The sequence below is a fragment of the Lonsdalea quercina genome (genome assembly GCF_900107885.1).
GTDB lineage: Bacteria > Pseudomonadota > Gammaproteobacteria > Enterobacterales > Enterobacteriaceae > Lonsdalea > Lonsdalea quercina.
The window spans coordinates 35,849-58,882 of record NZ_FNQS01000001.1; the positions used below are offsets into that span (position 1 = coordinate 35,849).

Annotated in this window: 19 protein-coding genes and 2 tRNA genes; 4 read left to right on the forward strand and 17 right to left on the reverse strand. The window is 49.4% G+C overall.

What is annotated here, in order from left to right; translation table 11 throughout:
- Positions 1-5 precede the first annotated feature (5 nt).
- From BLU64_RS00195 to flhD, 14 genes are all read right to left on the reverse strand, one after another.
- Positions 6-416 (reverse strand): flagellar protein FlhE, encoded by a 411-nt coding sequence (locus BLU64_RS00195; RefSeq protein WP_139171446.1) that lies wholly within the window; start codon positions 414-416, stop codon positions 6-8.
- Positions 413-2,506: a flagellar biosynthesis protein FlhA gene (flhA, locus tag BLU64_RS00200; RefSeq protein WP_074727624.1), complete on the reverse strand. Its 2,094-nt coding sequence runs from the start codon at positions 2,504-2,506 to the stop codon at positions 413-415. Before flhA ends, BLU64_RS00195 begins: the two co-directional genes overlap by 4 nt.
- A complete protein-coding gene (gene flhB, locus BLU64_RS00205) occupies positions 2,499-3,650 on the reverse strand; it encodes a flagellar biosynthesis protein FlhB (protein WP_026743024.1) in 1,152 nt (383 codons plus the stop codon). Before flhB ends, flhA begins: the two co-directional genes overlap by 8 nt.
- Positions 3,651-3,877: 227 nt before the next feature.
- Entirely contained in the window at positions 3,878-4,525 is a 648-nt protein-coding gene (gene cheZ, locus BLU64_RS00210) for a protein phosphatase CheZ (RefSeq protein WP_026741075.1), read from the reverse strand.
- 9 nt (positions 4,526-4,534) lie between these two features.
- Positions 4,535-4,924 (reverse strand): chemotaxis response regulator CheY, encoded by a 390-nt coding sequence (cheY, locus tag BLU64_RS00215; protein ID WP_026741074.1) that lies wholly within the window; start codon positions 4,922-4,924, stop codon positions 4,535-4,537.
- 37 nt (positions 4,925-4,961) lie between these two features.
- The gene (locus BLU64_RS00220; protein WP_026743025.1) at positions 4,962-6,014 is read right to left on the reverse strand and encodes a protein-glutamate methylesterase/protein-glutamine glutaminase; all 1,053 of its coding nucleotides are present in this window, start codon (positions 6,012-6,014) and stop codon (positions 4,962-4,964) included.
- Complete coding sequence (gene cheR / locus BLU64_RS00225) at positions 6,014-6,889, reverse strand: protein-glutamate O-methyltransferase CheR (protein ID WP_026743026.1); 876 nt, start codon at positions 6,887-6,889, stop codon at positions 6,014-6,016. Before cheR ends, BLU64_RS00220 begins: the two co-directional genes overlap by 1 nt.
- A 647-nt stretch (positions 6,890-7,536) precedes the next feature.
- Entirely contained in the window at positions 7,537-9,234 is a 1,698-nt protein-coding gene (locus BLU64_RS00230) for a methyl-accepting chemotaxis protein (RefSeq protein WP_074727857.1), read from the reverse strand.
- 136 nt (positions 9,235-9,370) lie between these two features.
- Positions 9,371-9,868: a chemotaxis protein CheW gene (cheW, locus tag BLU64_RS00235; RefSeq protein ID WP_026741070.1), complete on the reverse strand. Its 498-nt coding sequence runs from the start codon at positions 9,866-9,868 to the stop codon at positions 9,371-9,373.
- A gap of 36 nt (positions 9,869-9,904) precedes the next feature.
- On the reverse strand, positions 9,905-11,926 hold the full coding sequence (gene cheA, locus BLU64_RS00240; protein WP_026743028.1) for a chemotaxis protein CheA: 2,022 nt from the start codon (positions 11,924-11,926) through the stop codon (positions 9,905-9,907).
- A gap of 17 nt (positions 11,927-11,943) precedes the next feature.
- Positions 11,944-13,065 carry a flagellar motor protein MotB gene (gene motB, locus BLU64_RS00245; RefSeq protein ID WP_026743029.1) on the reverse strand — a complete coding sequence of 374 codons (1,122 nt, stop codon included), beginning with the start codon at positions 13,063-13,065 and terminating at the stop codon, positions 11,944-11,946.
- Entirely contained in the window at positions 13,062-13,949 is an 888-nt protein-coding gene (motA, locus tag BLU64_RS00250; protein ID WP_026743030.1) for a flagellar motor stator protein MotA, read from the reverse strand. Before motA ends, motB begins: the two co-directional genes overlap by 4 nt.
- 133 nt (positions 13,950-14,082) lie before the next feature.
- A complete protein-coding gene (gene flhC, locus BLU64_RS00255; RefSeq protein WP_026741066.1) occupies positions 14,083-14,661 on the reverse strand; it encodes a flagellar transcriptional regulator FlhC in 579 nt (192 codons plus the stop codon).
- A gap of 2 nt (positions 14,662-14,663) precedes the next feature.
- Complete coding sequence (flhD, locus tag BLU64_RS00260) at positions 14,664-15,014, reverse strand: flagellar transcriptional regulator FlhD (protein WP_026743031.1); 351 nt, start codon at positions 15,012-15,014, stop codon at positions 14,664-14,666.
- 2,126 nt (positions 15,015-17,140) lie between these two features.
- Here flhD and BLU64_RS17845 point away from each other — a divergent pair.
- The 3 genes from BLU64_RS17845 to BLU64_RS00270 all read left to right on the forward strand — a co-directional run bounded on the left by BLU64_RS17845 (position 17,141) and on the right by BLU64_RS00270 (position 19,299).
- Complete coding sequence (locus BLU64_RS17845) at positions 17,141-17,218, forward strand: tail fiber assembly protein (protein ID WP_139171464.1); 78 nt, start codon at positions 17,141-17,143, stop codon at positions 17,216-17,218.
- A gap of 267 nt (positions 17,219-17,485) precedes the next feature.
- Positions 17,486-18,619 (forward strand): DUF3289 family protein, encoded by a 1,134-nt coding sequence (locus BLU64_RS00265; RefSeq protein WP_074727626.1) that lies wholly within the window; start codon positions 17,486-17,488, stop codon positions 18,617-18,619.
- On the forward strand, positions 18,616-19,299 hold the full coding sequence (locus tag BLU64_RS00270) for a hypothetical protein (RefSeq protein ID WP_026743033.1): 684 nt from the start codon (positions 18,616-18,618) through the stop codon (positions 19,297-19,299). The genes BLU64_RS00265 and BLU64_RS00270 overlap by 4 nt, the downstream gene beginning before the upstream one ends.
- Before the next feature lie 40 nt (positions 19,300-19,339).
- Here BLU64_RS00270 and BLU64_RS17340 read toward each other — a convergent pair whose 3' ends face one another.
- The 3 genes from BLU64_RS17340 to BLU64_RS00285 all read right to left on the reverse strand — a co-directional run bounded on the left by BLU64_RS17340 (position 19,340) and on the right by BLU64_RS00285 (position 20,195).
- Positions 19,340-19,489 carry a hypothetical protein gene (locus BLU64_RS17340; protein WP_157755375.1) on the reverse strand — a complete coding sequence of 50 codons (150 nt, stop codon included), beginning with the start codon at positions 19,487-19,489 and terminating at the stop codon, positions 19,340-19,342.
- A 538-nt stretch (positions 19,490-20,027) separates the two neighbouring features.
- Positions 20,028-20,114 (reverse strand) — tRNA-Leu (locus BLU64_RS00280).
- 7 nt (positions 20,115-20,121) lie between these two features.
- Positions 20,122-20,195 (reverse strand) — tRNA-Cys (locus tag BLU64_RS00285).
- Positions 20,196-21,790: 1,595 nt separating this feature from the next.
- Between BLU64_RS00285 and BLU64_RS00290 the strand changes: the two genes are divergently transcribed.
- Positions 21,791-23,020: a hypothetical protein gene (locus tag BLU64_RS00290; protein ID WP_139171448.1), complete on the forward strand. Its 1,230-nt coding sequence runs from the start codon at positions 21,791-21,793 to the stop codon at positions 23,018-23,020.
- Positions 23,021-23,034: the final 14 nt, after the last annotated feature.

Consider the following 23,034-nt stretch of genomic DNA (forward strand, 5'->3'; position numbering starts at 1 on the left):
CGACGTTATTTTTTGGCGTAGTTGACAATCAGCTGGTATTTCGTGACTCGCATAGGCTGCCGTAAAGCGCCTTTCCCAGGAACATGAAATACCAGATAGAAAGGCGTCTCCGCCGACAATCCCGCAAACATTTCCGTACTTCCATTTTGCCCATTCAGACGAACACACTGCCCTGGAATACAAAGTGAGGCGTGAAGACCTGTCGAATTGCGTGACAACAGTTCATAACGCCAGAGGACCGAGGTCAAAACGGCCCCTTTTGGAAAGGAGCCGTTTGCATGAAGCAAAGCTGAACGTTTGGCGATACCTTTCTGACTGATCAGCAGATTAGCGCCTTCCCATACAGGTTGCTTATTTGCGGCGACCGCATTCACGAAGCCAGTCGCCAATAACAGCATTAAGGCAAAACGTTTCACTGCCCTGACCCGCCAATGACTGACGTCATGCGAATTTGACGGGTATCGGTAATTTCCTGATTGGAAAGGACAATCAGCTGCGGCAGGCTGCGGCGCAGGAATCGCGACAGCAGAGGGCGAAGTGCGTGCGTGACCAGCAGAACTGGCGGCGCGCCCAGCGCTTCCTGATGTTGAACCGCATCCTGAGCCTGGGAAAGCAGCCTGTCGGCCAGCCCCGGCTCCAAACCGCCGCCGTTCTGCATCGCCTGCAGCAATACGCGCTCCAGCGACGACTCCAGACCAATCACCTGAATATCATCATTCCCCGGGAACCATTGCTGGGTGATGGCGCGGCCTAGTGCTACACGAACAACCACGGTAAGCTCATTCGGGTCTTTCTGGATCGCTGCATGCTCTGACAAGGTTTCCAGAATCGTACACATGTCACGGATGGACACACGCTCAGCCAGCAGGTTTTGCAACACCTTGTGCAGTACCGTCAGCGTGACGACATTCGGGATAAAGTCATCGGCCAGCTTCGGCATATCTTTCGTGACGCGATCCATCAGCTGCTGCGCTTCCTGACGACCAAACAGCTCGCTGGCGTAGACATTGATCAAATGGTTCAGGTGAGTCGCCACGACGGTACTGGACTCAACGACCGTAAAGCCCTGCGCCTGCGCCTGATCTTTCAACGCGCTTTCAATCCATACGGCAGGCAGACCAAATGCGGGGTCTTTCGTGATTTCGCCGGTCAATTTACCTATGGCGCTACCGGGGTTAATCGCCATCCAACGGCCCGGATGAGCTTCCCCACTACCGATCTCAACCCCTTTCATCAGGATGCGGTAACCTGCGGGCTGCAGTTCAAGGTTATCTCGAATGTGGACAACCGGAGGTAAGAAGCCGATTTCCTGCGCGAATTTTTTACGAATACTTCTAATACGTCCCAGCAGTTCTCCGTTTTGTTGAAAGTCCACCATCGGGATAAGACGATAACCCACTTCAAGACCGAGCTGGTCTTCCAGCTGTACGTCATCCCAACTCGCTTCAACGATTTGCTGCTGTTGACTTTCCGCCAGGGCAGGCTCTGCCGCCGCTGCGGTCGCTTTTTGTTCAGCTTTCCCTCGCGTCCACCAAGCAACGCCTAGCAATATTGCGGTAAACAGCAGAAAGACGAAGTTAGGCATGCCCGGAACCAGGCCAATCAGCCCCAGTACGCCGGCACTCAGCACCATAACCTTCGGATTACTGAACAGCTGGGTGACCATCTGCTCGCCGACATCTTGCTCGGTGCTAACACGAGTCACGATCACACCAGCCGCGGTAGAAATCACCAACGCCGGGATCTGTGCGACCAAACCATCACCGATGGTCAACAGCGTATAGCTCTGAGCGGCGTGCCCCAGATCCATGTTGTGCTGAATAACCCCAACTAACAGACCACCGATTATATTGATGGCCATGATCATCAGCCCTGCGATGGCGTCGCCGCGTACAAACTTGCTAGCACCATCCATCGAGCCGTAAAAATCAGCTTCCTGGGTCACATCCGAACGCCGCTTTTTCGCTTCGGCTTCGCCAATGAGGCCGGCATTAAGATCGGCGTCTATCGCCATCTGCTTACCCGGCATCCCGTCCAGCACGAAACGAGCGCCGACTTCGGCGATACGCCCGGCACCTTTGGTGATGACCATGAAGTTGATCAAGACCAGGATGATAAACACGACGATACCGATGGCGAAGTTACCGCCCACCAGGAAGTGGCCGAAAGCTTCAACGACCTTCCCTGCAGCTCCGGCTCCCGTGTGACCTTCCATCAGAATGATTCGCGTAGAAGCGACGTTAAGCGACAAACGTAACAGCGTGGAAAAGAGCAGAATCGTCGGAAATGCGGCAAACTCCAGCGTACGCTGGGTGAACATGGCGACGAGGAGCACCATGACAGAAAGCGCGATGTTGAAGGTAAACAGCAGATCCAGAATAAATGGTGGCAGCGGTAGCACCATCATCGACAGGATCATTAAAATCAGGATCGGTCCTGCCAAAACCTGCCACTGCGTGTCTTTCAAGTTGCCTGGCAAGCGTAGCAATGAAGCCAGATTAGCCATCAGTCGTGTTCTCTTTTGCGAAGTCCAGTGAATCTGGCACAGATAAATGAGTTGGTTTTTGCGGTGTCAGCCCGCCTTCACGTTTCCAACGTTTAATTTGGTAAACCCAGACCAGCACTTCGGCAACAGCCGCATACAGTGTTGCTGGGATGCTTTTTCCTATGTCAGCGTGCTTGTAGAGCGCCCTTGCCAACGGCGGCGCCTCCAGCGTCGGTACGCGATGTTCAGCGCCGATTTCACGAATCTTCAGAGCGATATCTCCGGCGCCTTTGGCTAGCACTTTAGGCGCGCTCATCTTTTTGTCGTTGTATTGCAGCGCGACCGCGTAATGCGTCGGGTTAGTCACAATCACATCGGCTTTAGGTACATCAGCCATCATGCGCCGTTGAGCAATCGCTCGCTGCATCTGACGAATACGTCCCTTGATATGTGGGTCGCCTTCGTTCTGTTTGAACTCGTCCCGAATATCCTGCTTACTCATACGCAGTTTTTTTAAGTGACTCCAGATCTGCCAAAAGACGTCAAAGGCCACCATCGGTATCATACTAAGCAGTACCAGAAAACCACAGTAAATCGCCAGCTCCAGTGCATCGCCAAGCGCCGTGACCAGCGGCTCTGAAATCAAACGCAGAATCTCCGGCCATTTGTGCCAGAGAAACAGCCCTGTCACAAAACCGACGACGACCGCTTTGATGATCGCTTTGAACAACTCGGCCAGCATCTGTGACGAGAACAGTCGTTTAAGCCCCGCAATCGGGTCGAGCTTTTCAAGACTGAACTCGATGGATTTGGTACTAAACACCAGACCGCCCAACATAACCGGCGCGCCAATGGCGACCAGGACCATTCCCAGCATGATTGGAACCAGAGCCATCGCAGCGAGTTTCAGCAAGGCGAAAACATGGCGCCCCATCTGCTTGTTGTCATTGATGATGTCATGATTGAAATACAATCCCTGGCTCAGCATCGTGCCAAGCCTCTGGTACATCATTTCACCGGTCATCCACAATATCCCCAGCCCAATAATGAGCATGAGAATAGATGTCAATTCACGGGATCGAGGAACTTGACCTTCCTCGCGGGCTTTTTCCGTTCGGTGGGCTGTGGGGGCCTCTGTTTTTTCCAGATCGCTATCGTCTGCCACGTTAGCTATTCCTGTTTGTTACTGACCAAAACGAAAAATACACGCGATTAGCATGACAAATAAGAAAAAACTTGATGGGTGGAAAAAAGAAGAAAAGAGGCGGCTATTTGATGCATCAGTTAAAAGAGAGGGGATTTACGGTCGGAAGAGGCCCGACCGTAAAAATCCACATACCTTTGCCTGATATTCCCAACGCTATATTTATATTCTGTCGGGGATCGGGCTAATCAGAATCCAAGACTGTCGAGCAAATCGTCGACCTGATCCTGATTTGATACAATGCCAGCGGCAGTTTTGTCAACTTGAGGGCCGTTGAGCAATCCATCGTCAGCACGCTTCGGTTCGGCCTTTTTCTCTGGCATATTTTCCAGCAAGACCATCAACAGTTGTTTCTCTATCTCCTGGACAACATCCATCATACGTTTGATGACCTGTCCCGTCAGGTCCTGGAAGTCCTGCGCCATCATGATTTCCAGTAACTGAGCATTGGTGAAAGAGGTATGTTCGGGAACTTCCTGTAGATAACTGCGGGTATCCGTTACCAGCTCACGCGCATCGGCTAACTCAATCGGGTTTTCAAACCACTCATCCCAACGCGTGGTGAGGGATTTAGCGTCTTCTTCCAGCTTGTTCTGACGCGGCTGAGAAGCCTCAACACAGCTCAGAGCGCGCTCCGCCGCCTGTGCAGTCATCTGGACAACATAATCAAGACGATCCCGAGCGTCAGGTATCGCTTCCGCCGCTTCGGCAATAGCATGATCCAAGCCCAGTTCTTTCAGGCTATCACGCAGCATGCGAGTCAACTGACCAATGCGGGAAATGATCTCGGTCGCTGACGCGTTATCGTTAACAGGGGGCACCGGATGTGGATTCATGACATCTCCTTACATACCCAGCTTTTCGAAAATTTTACCTAGCTTTTCTTCAAGCGTAGCCGCAGTAAACGGTTTAACCACGTAGCCGCTGGCGCCAGCCTGCGCCGCAGCAATGATGTTCTCTTTCTTCGCTTCCGCAGTCACCATCAGTACTGGAAGTTTAGAAAGCGTGCCGTCGGCCCGGATGGTCTGCAACAGTTCCAAACCATCCATATTCGGCATATTCCAATCGGAAATGACGAAGTCAAAACCACCGGTACGCAGCTTGTTCAAAGCATCCGCACCATCTTCTGCTTCTTCCACATTGTTAAAGCCCAGCTCTTTTAGCAGATTTCTTACGATGCGACGCATTGTCGAGAAATCATCCACCACTAAAAATCTGAGTTCTTTATCAGCCATACCTACTCCTACAGTTTTTATTGCTCACTCGGAGCTGCTATATACGTAATGCCTGTCCGGCAGAAATTTGAGCCAGCATTCGCTGACTTACCTGGTGCAAATCCACCACTTCGTCGACACCACCGAGCGCAATAGCCTCTCGAGGCATACCGAAAACGACACAGCTGGCTTCATTTTGCGCCATTGTGTACGCACCAGCCTGATGCATTTCCAACATTCCCATCGCGCCATCGTTGCCCATTCCCGTCAGAATGACGCCGACTGCGTTGCGACCCGCATATTTCGACACAGAGCGAAATAACACATCAACGGAAGGACGGTGCCGATTGACCGGCGCTTCGTCATGGAGCTTGACCTGATAGTTAGCTCCGCTGCGCGAAAGCTCCATGTGCCTGGCCCCCGGCGCGATATAAGCATGCCCCGGCAGAACACGTTCTCCATCTTCCGCTTCTTTAACCGTGATTTGGCATAGCTTGTTCAGGCGCTCGGCGAAGGATTTGGTAAAGCCCGGCGGCATGTGCTGCGTGATGATCACCGCAGGGCTGGTCGGCGGCAACGGCTGAAGCACATGGCGAATCGCCTCTGTCCCCCCGGTTGACGCCCCGATCGCGATCAGCTTTTCACTACTCAGCAGCGGCGAGCTAAGCACTTTGACCGGCGCCGAAGCGCTCTGGCTATGCTGGGGAAGACGCGCCTTGGCGGCTGTCCGGATTTTGTCCGCGATGAGCTCGCTGTACGACAGCATCCCTTCACGGATCCCCAACTGAGGTTTGGTCACAAAATCAACCGCGCCTAGTTCAAGCGCCCGCAGCGTGATTTCCGATCCCTTGCCAGTCAGCGATGACACCATGACGACCGGCATCGGTCGCAATCGCATCAGCTTTTCGAGAAAATCCAACCCATCCATGCGCGGCATTTCGACATCCAACGTAAGAACCTGTGGATTGAATTTTTTGATCAGATCACGTGCCACCAACGGATCTGGCGCAGTCGCGACCACTTCCATATCAGGATGGCTGTTGATGATCTCAGTCATGATTTGACGCATGAGCGCGGAGTCGTCAACGCACAATACTTTTATTTTGCTCATTATCTTTCCTTAGCCAGCCCATACACTGTCTGCCCGCGCAGATAGAATTCCCGACTGATCTGACTGAAATTCTCTGAATGACCTGCAAATAGTAATCCGCCGGGTTTAAGCAGCGGGACAAAGCGACGCAGGATGCGTTCCTGAGTTTCTTTATCGAAATAAATCATGATATTACGGCAAAAAATAGCATCAAACGGCGCGGGAACAGACCACTCCGGCGCCAAGAGATTCAACTGCTGAAAATGAACCATTGAAGCCAGTTCAGAGCGCACGCGAACCAAGCCGCTATGCGGGCCTGTGCCGCGTAAGAAGAAACGCTGCATCTGTTGTGGCGAGAGCGAGCGTAATTCATCCTGCCGATATATGCCGGCAGCGGCCTTTTCCAACACTTGAGTGTCGATATCGCTGGCAACCACTTGGCAGTGATTCTGGGATTTGTCTCCAAAAACCTCAGCCAACGTCATTGCTAACGAGTAGGGTTCTTCACCCGTAGAAGCAGCGGTACTCCAGACGGAATAATTACCCTGACGCTTGCGGGCGTGTTCAGCCAAAATCGGGAAATGATGCGCCTCACGAAAAAAAGCCGTCAGATTGGTGGTCAATGCGTTGGTGAACGCCTGCCATTCAGCGCTGTTGGGATCAGACTCCAATAGGGCCAGATATTGACCGAAATCGTTGATGCCCAGCAGTCGTAGACGCCGAACCAAACGGTTATAAACCATTTCCCGCTTGTGGTCGGCCAGCACGATGCCAGCGCGTTGATAAATAAGCTGGCTGATACGTTTAAAGTGCGTATCAGAGAGCGGTAACCGTTCAACCATCTGCGACAGGATTGACGCAGATCCGGAATGATGTGGCGATGTCGTATTTTTCATTGTCTAACTGCCCGAAAATGGATAGGTTATCTTCTTGTTTTTCAATATGGGCTCATCCCTAACAGCAATTACAGGCATACCATTTTTCAAATATCCATCTTCTGCAGATGTATGGCACAGCCACTGCGTCTTACTGGTAAACATATAACCGCGCGCCTCTCAACCTCAGAGACGCGGCTAATGTTGTTTACCAACGCCGAATTAGCTTAGGTGACTGTCCATCTTAGTCACTGCTTTACCCACTTCGATACCTCTGTCCTTGCTGCCAGAGGCTACAGTCGCCATGTCTACATATTGTCAACTACGGCCATCAATTAAGAATTGCTTTTATAATGCGCTGCCGGTTTCCCGGCAGCGCTGCCTTTCAGGCTATAAGTTTGCTGTGTGAACTACGTCTTTGCCTAACTCTCGCGAAGCTGTCAGCCAATGTTTCGGCGCGACAAGTCCCCTACACTAACTCCATCGGCTAATGCCGCCCTTTCTTTAACTCAATCCGCATTTTCAGCGGGTAATAGCTGAAAATATAACCTTTCTGCTGATGAAAACGAATTTGCCGGCCTCAAACGGAGGCCGGACAAACGCTTTTCAGTACATAATTCAGCCTAGCGTCAATTCGTGTAGAACATCCCGCAAAGCTCAAGGAGAGGTTAGAATTTCTCCCAATTATCACTGGACTCACTGACCGCCACGCCATTTTTTTTGCCGGAGGGTTTCTCCGCCGTCTGGCTCAGCAGCGCCGTTTTAGCGGCCGCAGGAGCGATAGCGGGACGGAAGGCGTTTCCTTCGTCTGGCAAACGGAACAACGACACCGAATGGTTCAATCCACGAACCTGTTCTTCCAACGCGACCGCAGCAGAGGCTGACTCTTCCACCAACGCGGCGTTCTGCTGAGTCACACGATCCATTTCAGTCACCGCCTGACCAACCTGATCAATCCCTTTGCTCTGCTCATCCGAAGCGGAGGCAATTTCGCCCATAATATCGGTCACTCGGGTTACCGCTCCGACAATCTCACCCATGGTTTCACCCGCCGTTTCGACCAGTTTCGAACCCTCATCTACACGTCCGACGGAGTCGTCAATCAGAGTTTTGATCTCTTTTGCCGCTTGGGCGCTACGCTGCGCTAGGTTACGGACTTCACCGGCTACTACAGCAAAACCACGGCCTTGTTCGCCGGCACGCGCCGCTTCAACCGCGGCATTCAGCGCGAGGATGTTGGTCTGGAAGGCGATACCGTCGATCACACTGGTGATATCAGAGATTTTCTGCGAGCTGCCTGCGATATCGTGCATTGTTTTCACCACGTTATCGACAACCTGACCGCCCTTCTGCGCCGTTTCGGAAGCGCTCAGCGCCAGTTGGCTAGCCTGCCGCGCATTTTCGGCGTTCTGTTTCACTGTTGCAGTCAGCTGTTCCATACTCGCCGCCGTTTCTTCGAGGGAAGCGGCTTGCTGCTCTGTACGGGAAGACAGATCGTTGTTGCCAGCGCTGATTTCCGATGAGCCAGTGTAGATGGCTTCTGCCCCCTGACGTACGGCACTCACCGTGCTGATGAATTCACTCTGCATATGTCGAAGGCTGTCAGCCAGGATGCCCATTTCATTGGTGCCCTGGAACTCAAGACGATGAGTCAGATCGCCTTTCGCCATATAACGGATATTTTCGACAATCTTGTTCAGCGGTTGAATTAGTGCCCGGTTAACACCCAACCAAACTAGCCCGGACATGACGAGCACGAAGACCACAATTGAACTCAGAATCCACAGTGCGGACGCATAGGCCGACTCGTTCTCATCAATCGCATCTTTGTAGATCGCATTATAAGAATCGCGATAGGTGAGGTAGGTTTTTTCGAATTTATCCTGATAACTCTGCGTAGGTTGGTCCAGGAAAGCCTGGAGCCTGTCGGTGGTGATAAACAATACCAGTTCGTTTAACGCTCCATTCAACGTGTCATAGTCGGCTTTAACCGCAGCCTGAATCATTACGCCCTGCTTTGGTGAATAGGGAATGTTTTCATACTCACGGAAGTGTTCGTTTGCCGTCTGCAGCTGTTTTTTAGCAAGATCGATAAGCTCTTTCGCAATAGCACTATCCGCAGACTGACCGTTTTGATTCAACGCCAGACGAGATCCCGCACGATTGAGTGTATTGCGCGCCTGCAGCAGATAAGTCCAGGTTGAGTCCAGTTCCGAACGCTGCTCATTGAGAATGCGTGTGTCGCGAAAAATATCGCGATCCGTTTTAAGCGAATTAAAAAACAGACCACTGGAAATGAATTGAATAACGCTAAACAATGCCAAAATGAGGACTAAACTCGTTACCACTTTTATACGATTAAGCATGTGAGCCTTTTCCATAGTTCCTTGACCCTATCACCGGTATTTGGACCTTACCTGGATAGTTTTCCGTTTGAAGAAAAATTTATGACATATGACTCGGGCCATAATTTTATGGCCCGTCGTTATGCGTGTTTGTACCTCAACCTTTCAACACGCTATCAACCAGCGCCATCTCTTCGCTGCTTAACAACTTTTCGATATCCACGAGAATCAGCATCCGCTCGCCCAGAGAGCCTAAGCCGGTGAGATATTCCGTCGACAGCGTCACCGCAAACTCCGGAGCCGGACGAATTTGATCCGCCGTCAAAGACAGCACATCAGATACGCCGTCAACGACGATCCCCACAACGCGTTGTCCAAGATTCAGGACGATAACGACGGTGTTGTCATCGTAGTCAACTTCCTGCTGTGCGAATTTAATGCGTAAGTCAACGATCGGAACAATAACGCCGCGCAGGTTAGTTACACCTTTAATAAAGGAAGGCGTATTGGCAATACGAGTCACCTGATCGTAACCCCGGATTTCCTGCACCTTGAGAATATCGACGCCGTATTCTTCGTCGCCAAGCGTAAAGATCAGGAACTCCTGCCCTACGGTTTCACCTGCCAGTTTTGTGACGTTTGCAAGTCCAGTCATGTTACTCACCTTATTATCAATAGCCGTTATTTTTTGTTAAGCGGTCTCTACCACACGCTTTTCACGATAAAGCGCCTGCAATGCCGACACATCAACAATCAGCGCAACACTACCATCGCCCAAGATTGTTGCGCCTGAAACGCCCGGCACCTTGCGGTAGTTGCTTTCCAGGTTTTTCACAACAACCTGATGCTGACCAATCAGTTGATCAACCAGCAACGCGTAACGACGTCCCGCACTTTGCAGAATGACGACAATACCCTGAGTCGCATCCGTCTTCGCATTTTCTACATCGAATACCTGATAAAGCTCGATCAACGGCAGATATTCACCGCGAACCTGCAATACACGCTCGCCGCCAGCCAGCGGATAGAGATCTTCAGATTGAGGCTGAAGAGATTCCATGACCGCATTCAGCGGCAGAATGAAGACTTCGCCGTTGACCTTGACGGACATGCCATCCAGAATCGCCAGGGTCAATGGCAGCAAGATACGGATAGTCGTCCCCTTCCCTTTCTGGAAGTAGATTTCCACGTGACCACCCATTTCCTGGATGTTTCGTTTAACTACATCCATACCTACGCCGCGGCCAGAAACATCTGTGACCTGTTCCGCCGTGGAGAATCCAGGAGCAAAGATCAGCATCCCGACTTCTTCATCCGTCATGCTGTCGCTGACGGAAAGCCCCTGGGATAGGGCTTTGGCAAGAATACGTTCACGGTTTAGGCCGGCGCCATCATCGATGACTTCGATGCAAATGTTGCCGCCCTGATGTTCAGCCGAGAGGGTCAGATTGCCCACGGCTGTTTTTCCGGCGGCCACACGATCCTCTGGATGCTCAATACCGTGGTCGAGGCTGTTACGCACCAGGTGAGTCAGCGGGTCAATGATGCGTTCGATCAGGCTTTTATCGAGTTCGGTAGAGCTACCTTGCAACGTCAGCTCGACTTCCTTGCCCAGCTTCGCGGCCAAATCGCGAACCAAACGCGGGAAGCGGCTGAAGACATACTCCATCGGCATCATTCGGATGGACATGACGGATTCCTGAAGATCCCGCGCGTTACGCTCTAGCTGTCCCATGCTGTTCAGAAGGTCGCCATGCACTACAGGATCCAGCGCGCTGGAACGCTGAGCCAGCATGGACTGAGTGATCACCAGCTCACCAACCAAGTTGATGAGCTGATCGACTTTTTCGACAGCCACTCGAATGCTGGTATCGCCGGTTTTGGGTCGAGCCTTGGCCGCTTCGGCAGGTTTGCCCACTGACGCGGCCGGTGCGGCAGGTTTAGCCGGCGCTGCCTCAGTCGGAGCTGGAGCAGGCTCCACGGCTTCAGGTTTGGTTGCCTCTTGCGGCGGCGCAGCAGTTGGAGCCGCTTCCGCGTCGACGGTTTTAAAGTTGATCTGTTCTGGTTCCAGTACAAAACATAGCACCGCAGTGATGTCATCCTGGCTTTCAGTCGTTACCAACGTAGCTTCTACACTGTTAGCCGTCTGGTGCGAATCTTTTAGCGTACCCAGATTGCCCAATTCTTCTAGCAGCTGTGGAATTTCCTGTTCTTTCAGATTGGTCAGCGCAATATGCAGTTCATTGTGTCCCGCTGGCGTCGAGGGCGCTGCCGACGTAGTGGAAGCACTTTCGTTGGTCGCAGCGGCAGGAGCAGCCCCGCCCTCAGCTTCTTTAGACTCAAGCGCAAGCTGACGAAGGGCCTTGCAGATGTACTCGAAGCTTTCGGCGTTCGGTTCCTGCGCGGTTTTATAAGCGTCCAACTGATCCTGCATAATGTCTTTTGTTTCCAGAAACAGGTTGATAATGTCAGTGCTCAGCCGCATTTCGCCGCGTCTGGCACCATCTAACAGGTTCTCCAGCAAATGTGTGGTTTCCTGTAATACCTTGAAACCGAACGTCCCGGCGCCCCCTTTTATCGAGTGAGCCGCCCGGAAGATCGCATTCATCTGTTCGGTATCAGGGCTTGACGGGTCGAGCAGCAATAAATGCTGTTCCATATCCGCCAACAATTCATCTGCTTCATCAAAGAACGTTTGATAGAAAGCACTCATGTCCATGCTCACGTGGGTCACCTCTGCTGTGAATCGTGGCTTGTTGAAGAAGGCGTCGCCTGGCTATCAGGAGAAGCGGGCAAAGCGGTAGTCGGCTGTGGGCGACTGGCAGCAGATGCGCTGTTCGTCTCGATGACGGAAGCGGATCCCGGCGTTCCAGCCGCGCCTTGTGCCGGTGTTCCATTTTCGGCCCCAGGCGAAGCACCGCTACTACTATTATTGTCGGCAGGGGTCGGGGTAGGTTTAGCCTTATCAGGATTGATATTTTGTAAATTCTCTGTTTTATCAATATCAACGGCATTGCTTTCCGCGTTTTCACGCTCAATGCTTTCCTGAGTCTGCTTGTTCAGTACGACCAGGCTGATGCGCCGATTTATCGCGTCGTCTCCGCCCTGGGCCTGCTTCAGCCCCATCGTGGCGGCCATGCCAACAACACGCAGCACCTTGCCCTCGGACAACCCGCCGGCGATGAGTTCACGCCGGGATGCATTAGCGCGGTCCGCAGACAGTTCCCAATTACTGTAACGCCGTTCCCCGGTCACATAAGGCGCGTCATCCGTGTGACCCGATAAGCTGATTTTGTTGGGAATATCATTCAGGATTGGAGCGATAGCGCGAAGGATATCGCTCATGTACGGCTCCACCTGAGCGCTGCCCCGTTTGAACATAGGCCGCTTCTGGCTATCAATGATCTGAATTCTCAAGCCTTCTTCGACCATTTCAATCAGCAGATGCGGACGCAATGCACGAAGTCGCGGGTCAGCCTCGATTAATTGGTCAAGCTTGTCGCGGAGTTTATTTAATTTGGCTTCTTCGCGCTGACGTTGGTCTTTAGAAACATCGATCTGTTTCCTAACTTCACCATCCTGCTGAGTAAAGTCTTGTCCGCCGCCGGGAATCGGGCTGGAAGCATCGCTAATGCGCGTACCATTCGTCATTGCAACCTTAAGCGGAGTGCGGAAATATTCCGCTATCTGTACCAGCTGGGAAGGCGATGAAATGGCGATGAGCCACATCACCAAAAACAGCGCCATCATGGCTGTCATGAAGTCGGCATAAGCAATCTTCCAGGCCCCGCCGTGGTGGCCTCCATGACCTGATTTGCGCTTTTTACGAATAATGGGGTGCTGATGTTTCATGCGTCACTTTCCGCTGACTGCGCTGCCGGTGCCTTCACATTGCGAATGTGCTCCTCCATTTCAGTGAATGAAGGACGGATCGTGGAGTAGAGTGTCTTGCGCCCGAATTCGACGGCAATCTGCGGCGCGTATCCGTTGAGGCTAGACAGCAACGTTACTTTTATGCATTGCAATACTTTGATCTTCTCTGCGTTTTTCTGGCGAAGCAGCGATGCGAGAGGCGATACGAACCCGTAGGCCATGAGAATGCCCAAGAAGGTCCCCACCATCGCATGCGCGATCATCATCCCGAGTTCTGCGGCGGGCCGGTCAACATAAGCCAAAGAATGCACTACGCCCATAACCGCAGCGACGATCCCAAATGCGGGAAGACCATCTCCGATCTGAGTCAGGCTGGACGCAGGCACTTCGCATTCATGTTCGACAGTCTCGATTTCCTCGTCCATCAACGTTTCAATTTCGAACGCATTCATGTTGCCGCTGACCATAAGACGCAGATAATCCGTCACAAACTCAACAACATAGTCGTCTGATAATATGCGGGGATAACTCGAGAAAATTTCACTTTCTTTGGGGTTGTCGATATCGAACTCCAGCGAAAGCATGCCTTGTTGACGGGATTTGGCCATGAGTCGAAACAATACGGCCATGAGATCCATATACACCGCTTTGGTGTATTTCGAACCTTTGAAGAGCAGCGGTAACGCCTTGATTGTGCCTTTAATTGCCTTACCGTTGTTTCCTACGATAAACGCACCGATGGCAGCGCCACCGATAATCAGCAACTCGGAAGGCTGATAAAGTGCACCTAGCTCTCCACCGACGATAAGATAACCGCCCAGGATGGAGCCTATAATGACGATATAACCCAATATAACCAGCACAAGCATTCCTTATAGTAACAAGGGGTAGTGGAGTGAGGTTAAAACGCAGTCTTATCGCGTACGACTTCAGAAGGAAAGAGCCCTGCCATTATGCCTACAATGCTCAATGGCAGGTTCACTAGCGCTACCAAGCTCAGACTGCGTGCTTAACCTGCTCGTCCAGCAGTTGAGGTAGGATATCGGCAACGTTTGGAGAAAGTTTACGTCTTTTTACTGCCCGGGAAGGCGGTTGGCATAAACTGCAGACGAAAACGTTTTTGGGCTGGTGCGCATGAGTAATAAACATACCGTTACAGCAGTTGCAGGCCGATAACTGCAACATGCCGCTGTCGACAAAACGCACTAGCGTCCAAGCCCGCGTTAGCGCCAGCAAGGGAGTTTCGTTGTGCGGTGAACATTGTTCGATATATAGGCGATACGCCTTGATGACGGCTTCCACCCCGCTACATTTACTGATTTTGAGTAAATACAGGTAAGCGTTGTAGAACATGGATGAGTGTATATTTTGTTCCCACGTCATGAACCAATCGGTGGAAAACGGCAGCATGCCTTTGGGCGGAGGGCTGCCTCGCAATTCTTTATATAACTTGATGAGACGTCCGCGGCTCAGCTGCGTTTCACTTTCCAGCATTTGCAAACGTGCACCAAGCGTGATTAGTTCCATCGCTAACTGAATATCTTTAGCTTCCTGAACAATACTTTTCTCAACCATTATTATGCCCTTTTCTTAGGCACGTTCTCTTCTTTTGAAGACAACTGTTGAAGTAAATGACTCGACAGAAGAATACCGGTATGGATCTGCTGCAAATCATCCACGCGGGATTCTTGAGTCAGTTGCTTAATAGTCGTGTGATCGCTGAATCGGAAATGACAAATCAACTGATTTGTTTCAGCCAGTTTAACCATTTGAGGCAATGTTAACTGCATCAACGCATTGGCCATTTCATCATCAATACCCAGACGAAACATCGCAGATGCTTTTTCGTCATTAATCAGACGTTGTGCCAGTAACAAATAAGACAGGTTTATGTCATAAATGTGCTTGAGTAGTTCAGAGGTACCCATAATTCATCCCAACAGGCTATGTTTCAAACATAAAACAGGTGATATTTACTATCGCCCAGTTCAATAATCACTCTCCATAGGTGGCATGAAAACTATCGGTGCCAGATGTGTCTACTGCTTTATGCAATTTTGATTCGACGTGTTTTACCATGCCGACTTCAACATCTTTTAGGCTCCTATTATCCATCACCTCACCAGCTCCCTACCGTCAATTATCGTCCTTAAACGAGGCATAGGATTAATCCTAAACGGTTGTCACTCTACCGCCTATGCCCCAACACATACAACGCAGCCGCATGTGAATTTTGACAATTATGTGATCTACGTCACAAAAATGAAAGTTTTTGCTTTCATTTATGCGGTTTTTTTTTCCACACACTGAAAGTTTTTTATACGAAAAACAGCCAAAAACCCAAATAATCCACATTTTGTAAATATTTTACAGGTTGTCACGATAACCACAACCAGCTGTTTTTAAAAGAAAAACAAATTGTTCTTATAATGCAGATCATCTCAAGAACAAAAAAACATCAAAATTCCATTAAAAAAAACAAACTAATAACCCTGGTAATTATTGTTCCGATAACTATTTATTAGGACAAGATATAAGATAAATCCATGTATCTCGTGTCTACCCCCACAAAAATTAGAAACAAAATTTCCAAAAACCCTTGTGTAACCTGTGGTTAATACTCACTAGGAAACATGCTGAAACTAAAAGAGATATTAAGTTCATTACCACTATGTGCGCTGCTCTTAAGCCCAGCGACGACTCGACAAAGCGGTGTGTCTTAATACCTAAAGCAGTAGCGGCTTTCCCTGAAGTATGAATCTTTTTATAGCGCCACTACCTATAAAAACCATGAAATGATCTTAGATGATTTGAAAAGATGAACATTATTCGCTACAGAATAGCTACTAGTACTGCTGTAAAGTTAGCATTTTTCATCTCATGCCTTCACAATTTATTAGCGGGCTTATAAAAAGGTCGGACATGATTTACTATTTTCGACCAGCTTTAATCCTTTTCCTTATTACGCGGGCAATGATCTATTCGCACTCAAACGTTTGTTCAAACCGTTTAGAGTAAATAAATTTGAAGATGATTATTAGCATATTTATTATATTAGGGTCATTGAAGCGACAAATTTGTCCGACAATAAACACGGGTGCCGTTAAGCAGTTAACGGATGTCCGGCTCGCAATGGTACCTAAGCGCCCTTACCCTCCCCCAGAATAAAAATCTTCGAATACTTTATGTTGATAGGCTATTTGGCATTTATCGCTACGTTTTCGGTTGTTTTTTTCTCAAGGACAAAGTTAAGGCATAACGTCGATAGTCACTTAACACATTGGTATCTTCTCTAGACTTGTTATTCAGAATAGCAGACGTACCAAAACCGTTATGTCTTATGCCCTCCCTTTTTACCTATCAATGGAATAGACACGCATCGTCTTCCTGGATGGTATGTGGGCACCCTCTCATTCCATCACTAACCAGTGATGCAAAATGCATAGGCTATTAAATATGCTTCTGCTTCTCGTTTAACCTATAACGCTTTGTCGTCACGCGCCTCTAACGCCCTAACTGAAAATGCAGGTGCCAATAATCACAAGGCCTCTGTTTGATAATTAACGATCGAGGATGCAGAAAGTCATATGAAAAGAGGCTCTGGTTAATCTGTGATTAACCGTCGGATAGACATCGAGTGGCAATGCCTGGATCACAACGCCGGACGACATTTCTGCGGTTTTCGAAATAACAATCGGGCGGGTCTATCCGTGTATTAGGTCATAGGCAGCTGGTAGCTCAATCGCAAATACCAATATGTGCAATAAAAGTTAAATGTAGCAGCGTGGTTGAGACATAACGACACAAAGTCTCAACACTGCAGTTTCCAATTTATGGTCAAGTCACACTCGATAGCCAGACCGGACGTATCAGCCTGGAGCGTCTCCTCCAGGACACAACATCGCGTTAGGTATAGGTATGCTAGCTTTCTGACTATTGAGTCGCTCGATTCAGGCAAAGTACAGCGATACGTCAGCTAGAGTGGGTGGCAAATAATGCGTAAGACTGGCATTGAATGATTCAATCGAGAGGTAAGGCAAAGCTATTCAAATAGCTGTCATATAGAAAATCGGTTCCACCTGTAGATATCACAACCGCGCCGGATATCACCTGGCCGGATGAGCCTGAGTAATGCCGCAGCCGGTAGCGAAAACCGGCTTGAACGATTGATCGCGCATACCGAGCGAAATCGAGAAATTGATCTGTAGAAACGTTTATAAAATAAACAGCCCTGATGTCATTATACGTCTGCATACTAAAAACACATGCTGACACCCGGGAAAATTAAACCGCCGATTTTGGCGGTTTTTTCGTGGCCTATCGTTCATTTACATAATTATAAGTTGCGCATAGACTATCCGCGCTTCACAGGGATAGATCTGTTTACAGGGAATGAAACATGCTGATCACCAAGCGTCTGGATGAACTCACCCCAGATGAATTTACGCGTATCTTATCGCCCGAAAAAGGCAGTGCGCTGGACGCCCAAACCGTCGTATTAGGCTCGCAAGAGCACGCCTGTTGTTCATTAACGGCAGGCACCCTAGACATCAACGCCAACCGCGATTTCGCCAACACCGTCCGAAATGCCTATGACCGCGCCAGGGTGAATGCGCCGGCACAGAAAGCGGGCTGGGGATTTGCGCCCCGACCTGCCACGCCGCGAACCGAACCCGAGCCGACGCTCAAGGTCACCGAAGTGACCGACACCACCAGTGCGACGCGGATCCATGTCCCCGTTCTGGTATATCAATCAAGACGCAAACCCGGTTTTAATGCCGATGGTAGCCCGGCTGCGGATATGACCTATGGCGATATGACCGAAGAAGAGATCAAAGCCATACCAAATTTTGGCCATTTACACATTTTTTCGAAGGATGGTTATTTTTTTGGCTTCTATTCTGCCTCCCTTAATTTCTTTAAATTTAGGTTAATGGCTACGCTTTTTTTCTCAGCTGGTGAATTAAAGATGGTTATCCTAGCGATGATTGCCAAATTTGAAAAAAAGGAGGGTGGAGAATTTAGACATCCTGCTCTAACGCGCGCCGTTCGTGCGCACCCAAACACACAAGCGTTCGTAAAAACATTACTGCAGGGCGTTGATGACACAATCAAACAGAACCATGGCGAAATTAATCCTGTTGCTTTAAATGATTGGATGATGAGCTATCAGAATATAATTAAAAAATCACTTCGCCCCCCGGCTTTCAATACATTCGAAGATAAATACTTAGGCTGGTTAAATGGTGGACTGACGTTTGCCATCAATGACGTTTGGGCGGCTAAGGCAGAAATTGTTGACTTTGACCGTTGTGGTCGGTTTTATAAAGGTAAGGTTCGGGTGACCTTTTATGATCATTTTGGACTGGATATCCCTGATATTGGCCCAGATCCAGATACTGCGGAGATAAAGGTTTACAGCGTGCTTGGAGGCTTTCGATCTTGGTTCATACTTCAACATTTAAATAAATTCAGTTATAAGCCGTTCATCACCGTAGTCGAAATGGATTACCCCATTAAAGGGAATATATGAAAAAGACATTTATATTTCTCATTATAAATTATCTATTGGTTATGTTGGAACGTTTATATTCCTTCAATAACGAGACGCTGTTTTGGGATCACTATTCAATAATAGTCCCACTGTCATGGTTCATTACTCCCATATGTACCCTTGTTTTCTTATTCAGCAAGAAGTGGCGTTATGCTATATGTACCGTTCTCCTTCATGTAGCCATGCTGCTATGGATCAACCACATCGGCCCGTTTTCAACGCATTTCTTTTTCGGGACACCTTTAATTGAAAAACGACAAGGGTACGAGTTTTATATAGATGTATCTGGCGAGCGAGGTTACGACTATATCGTCACGTCTCCGCCTAAAAGTCAGCGCGCTTTTACTGCTCTCATCGCAGATTATTTCAGTAAGCATCCGTTAGGAAACAAGGATTATAGTGGGGTGTTGTACATAAAGAGTATCGACACGATGAGTAACGGCAAAATTGCTAAAGCTCATTGGTGGGATCAACCTATGCGTGGCAGAGCATTGATTGATGCTGATATTTCAGAGTACGAAATTGCTACCGTCGCTAATCTTGGAGATGGATCGCTGAAAATCTGGTTTATCGGCGGTTACGGAGTGACGTGCGAGAATAATCAGTCAGGCAACGTGATCATCAAACCCGATGGTACTCACACCCCCACCTGCGATTAACCCCACTAAGCAACAAACAGCGCGACGCTGAGCACCTCGTTCAGCGCCGCTTTGATATTCGGCAGCGGATCGGTATGCAGGGAATAGCCTGCTCCGCCTGCCGATGTACTGCCAGCCAGCCGTCATCGTTAAATACCGCATCGCTATCCACTGGGCAGTAGACCAGATCGCCCATGCATTCAGCGCGCAAATGTCACTCCAACCATTGTCGCTTCTCGCGGCGTACATTTGCAGCAACGATCCGCTATTCGCCTTCAAGTTCATACCCAAAACGCGTTTGGTATAAGGATTTTTCTGGGGGGCGGATTAACAGTCAACGATGAGATTTTACTGATAGACAACGCCGTCATCGAATTCTCAAATAGCAGGCCTGGTGAAATGTCTTAGTGAAGACAGGAGGATATCTTTTACTAAGGCCCCGCACATACACATTAGGCAGACTCATCCTCACTAAGGTGGATGACACCTGACGCATCTGCCAAAAATTGCGGATGACGACATTTTGCGCAGCCAACCTGACTCAATTTTCTCTGATGATGACAGGAACAGATGCGGGAAGCGGATCCGTGCATTTTTCTTATTTAGCGGCGAAATATCACAATCTTAAGAATCTTTGTCGCCATTCCGGCGCCACTTTTGATTTCGAGGGGGATTTAAAGACACAAAAAAACCGCCATAGGGCGGCCGATGACTTTTGCTAGGAGATTGTTATTATGGGTTTTATTCAATGGTGCCCAGGGCGGGACTTGAACCCGCACAGCGCGAACGCCGAGGGATTTTAAATCCCTTGTGTCTACCGATTCCACCACCTGGGCCAAAAACTGGAGGCGCGTCCCGGAGTCGAACCGAGGTAGGCGGATTTGCAATCCGCTGCATGGCCACTCTGCCAACGCGCCTTAATCACTTACCTACATTGATAATCATAATGTAGTTTTGAATGGGGACCAGATTGTTATTCCACTCTAACCAATTGATTAGAATCGATTTTCTTATTCCCTAACCAGGAATGGACGCTATTATGGACTGGTTAGGAATGGATGGCAAGCCCTTTGTACTCCACAAAATATCAAGTGCCTAAAAGTTGATCTGCTTGCATTATATAGCCTGTCACCGCAGCAAGGGAGCACCCTTTGCATCCACGTGAAACGCCTGTACGCCTGACGAGCACTAGACACCTTCTCAACGCCCTCACCCCCGATATGTTGGCGTCATACAGCGATAGGCGCGAGGAGACCCGCTCGTTCCTGAAGGGGGCTTTAAGAATAGACGATATGTCGCATCGTAAATAGGCAAGCCCGAATATATCGGGCTTGCTGCGCCGTCACCGCAACGTGAGTCTACAACTATAGTACGTACCTGTTGAGGTTGACTCACGACCGCTCAGCGTATAGCCCGCTGTTGCACATTTCCCGCTCTATCTCGTTATATGAAGCATCGCAAGTCACCAAACATGATGCCCTAATCTTGCAAAGCAAAAAACTTAAAGCCCCTCGATGGAGGACGACACAAATACAAGATAATAAATAAACTTATCCGTATTGAAGTTCAATTTAGGAGCACATTATTCCATCTGACTGTTTTTCACTCAGCGCGCTCAAACTCCGTTAAATAGAAACGGTGGTTATGACGGTATAGTGACTCCCTTTTAACGGCGGGATAGAAAATATAAATGACGTGATATTCATTGTCTATCAGAGGCTGACACTGTCGTCACATATTGAGCCATGATTAGCAAGTGAAATAAAATATGATTTCATTCAAAACGTTCTCTATTTTTGACCAAGAACAGGATGTTTATATAAAGGGTTGTTAAAATATACACACGTGAAGAATTGAGATTTAAGAAAGAAAGTTTATACGCCGTGAACAGCATAAATAAACATTCAATCCTAATTAATTGCCTGTTATGTATTGGGTTATAAAACTGAGCTTCTGCCCTTATCTCGCGTACACGTATTAATCATTAAAGGGGGACATCAAATACTGAGCTGGCTAATAATATATTCACCGAGAGTTCTACCGCTCTGTTTATAAATTAAAAAGAGGGTCACTGTTAGTTGAAACAGCCATTGGTCGAGGCACCGACAGGTATTTCACCTGTTAAGCGGAAGCATGCGGCCTGGCTTCGGGCAGGCGTTATTTATGCCAACGGTAGGTTGTTTTATCGTGACAACACTCGCAACAACTATATTGGGCGAATTTTTATCCATCAAAATCGAAAGGAAATAACGTGGACGCGACTATCATCAGCAGGGAATACCGTCTTTAAAATAATGGCGAAAAGTTATTTACATCGATTTATCGATTGCGTTCTCTCCGGCTTTCGAGATCCCAACCGATAAATTGATGACAACATAAATCAAATATCACCACCGATTTACTCTGTTTTTTTCGATGTCAAACCAGACATTCAGAAATAGGCGTCATTGGGTGGCCGTCATTTTAATGACAGATAACAGAATTGTTAATTCATAAATACTTAGAGGTCATAATGAAAACTCAATTGAAGAATAAATCGGCAGAGGCTTGCCCTTTATCTCAACAAGAAGAGAATCAGCGCACGCTTTCCCGGCGTAAATTCCTGCTCTATGGGAGCTGCGTCGCCGGAACGGTCGCGCTGGCCGGCACCGCTCATAAGACGATGGCAAAAGAGGCCGTATCGACTAACGCCGCACCGGTAAAATGTCCTCCCGGCGTGATTGCTTCCTCGTGTGTCGCCGCTGACCCGACACTGGCCCCCGGTGCGAACCCCGCTGCGCCGAAAACTGTCACCATCACTCCCCGTGCTGCAGAGAATGTCGTGACCGAGTACCCTTTCAACGGCGGAATGCTGTTCGGCGTTATGGTCAGTAATCTGCACGAGTTCGATACGACTGGCCTTTTCGCTCATCAGGACAACACCAACGTCATTCTCACCAATCTGGGCACTCAGCCGGTCTTTGTCGCCGCGACGTCACACGTCAACAGCGATCTACACAATGACACGCCGCTGCGTCACGCCGTTCCCCCGCTGCAGAGCATCATCATCCGCGCGGGCGCGGTGATTACCACCGCTGATGCCTCGGCGAACGGGGTCGTCTCGCTAATTCAGGTCCGCAATACTCGCAATGTCGAATCGGACGTCTTTTCACGCGATACCGAGTGGGCGAAATATGCTTTCCCTGCTGGGACTCCTGCGCTTCCTCTGTGGATCTCCAATCAGCTTCATTTGAACCACAAAATACAGGTGAATCCGTGGCAACTGACCGGTTTGCCAGCGCCTGCCGGCAGCAAAGTCCTGCCTTACGAGCTGTACGTCAATCTGTGGTGGTTGCCGGCCGGTTCCGATGCGGGGATCCACGCCGCGCACGGCAGCAACCTGTTCGAGATCCACACGCAGTTGATTGGCTGTGGCCGCATGCAGAAGTTCACCGATATAGACAAAGCCCGCGCCGCGATTGCCGGCAAACGGCCAGTATTGCCCGAGGGCGGTGTGGCATCACCGTTTGATACCGGTAAAGCTTTCCCTGAACTGTATGAGGAATTCAGACTGGCGCCCGGCAACACGCACTTGCCGATGCCGATTGTGACAGAATATGACGCCTGGAAAGGCGTGTCGGACATTGCCAAGAATGCCAGTATGGACGATCCCTGCTTCTTCTACCCGCCTCATCAATATTACGCCGATACCGATAGCGTTTGGATTGCCTTTGAATTTCACCGTTCAGCAGACAAGCACTAATCGACTATCAAGGA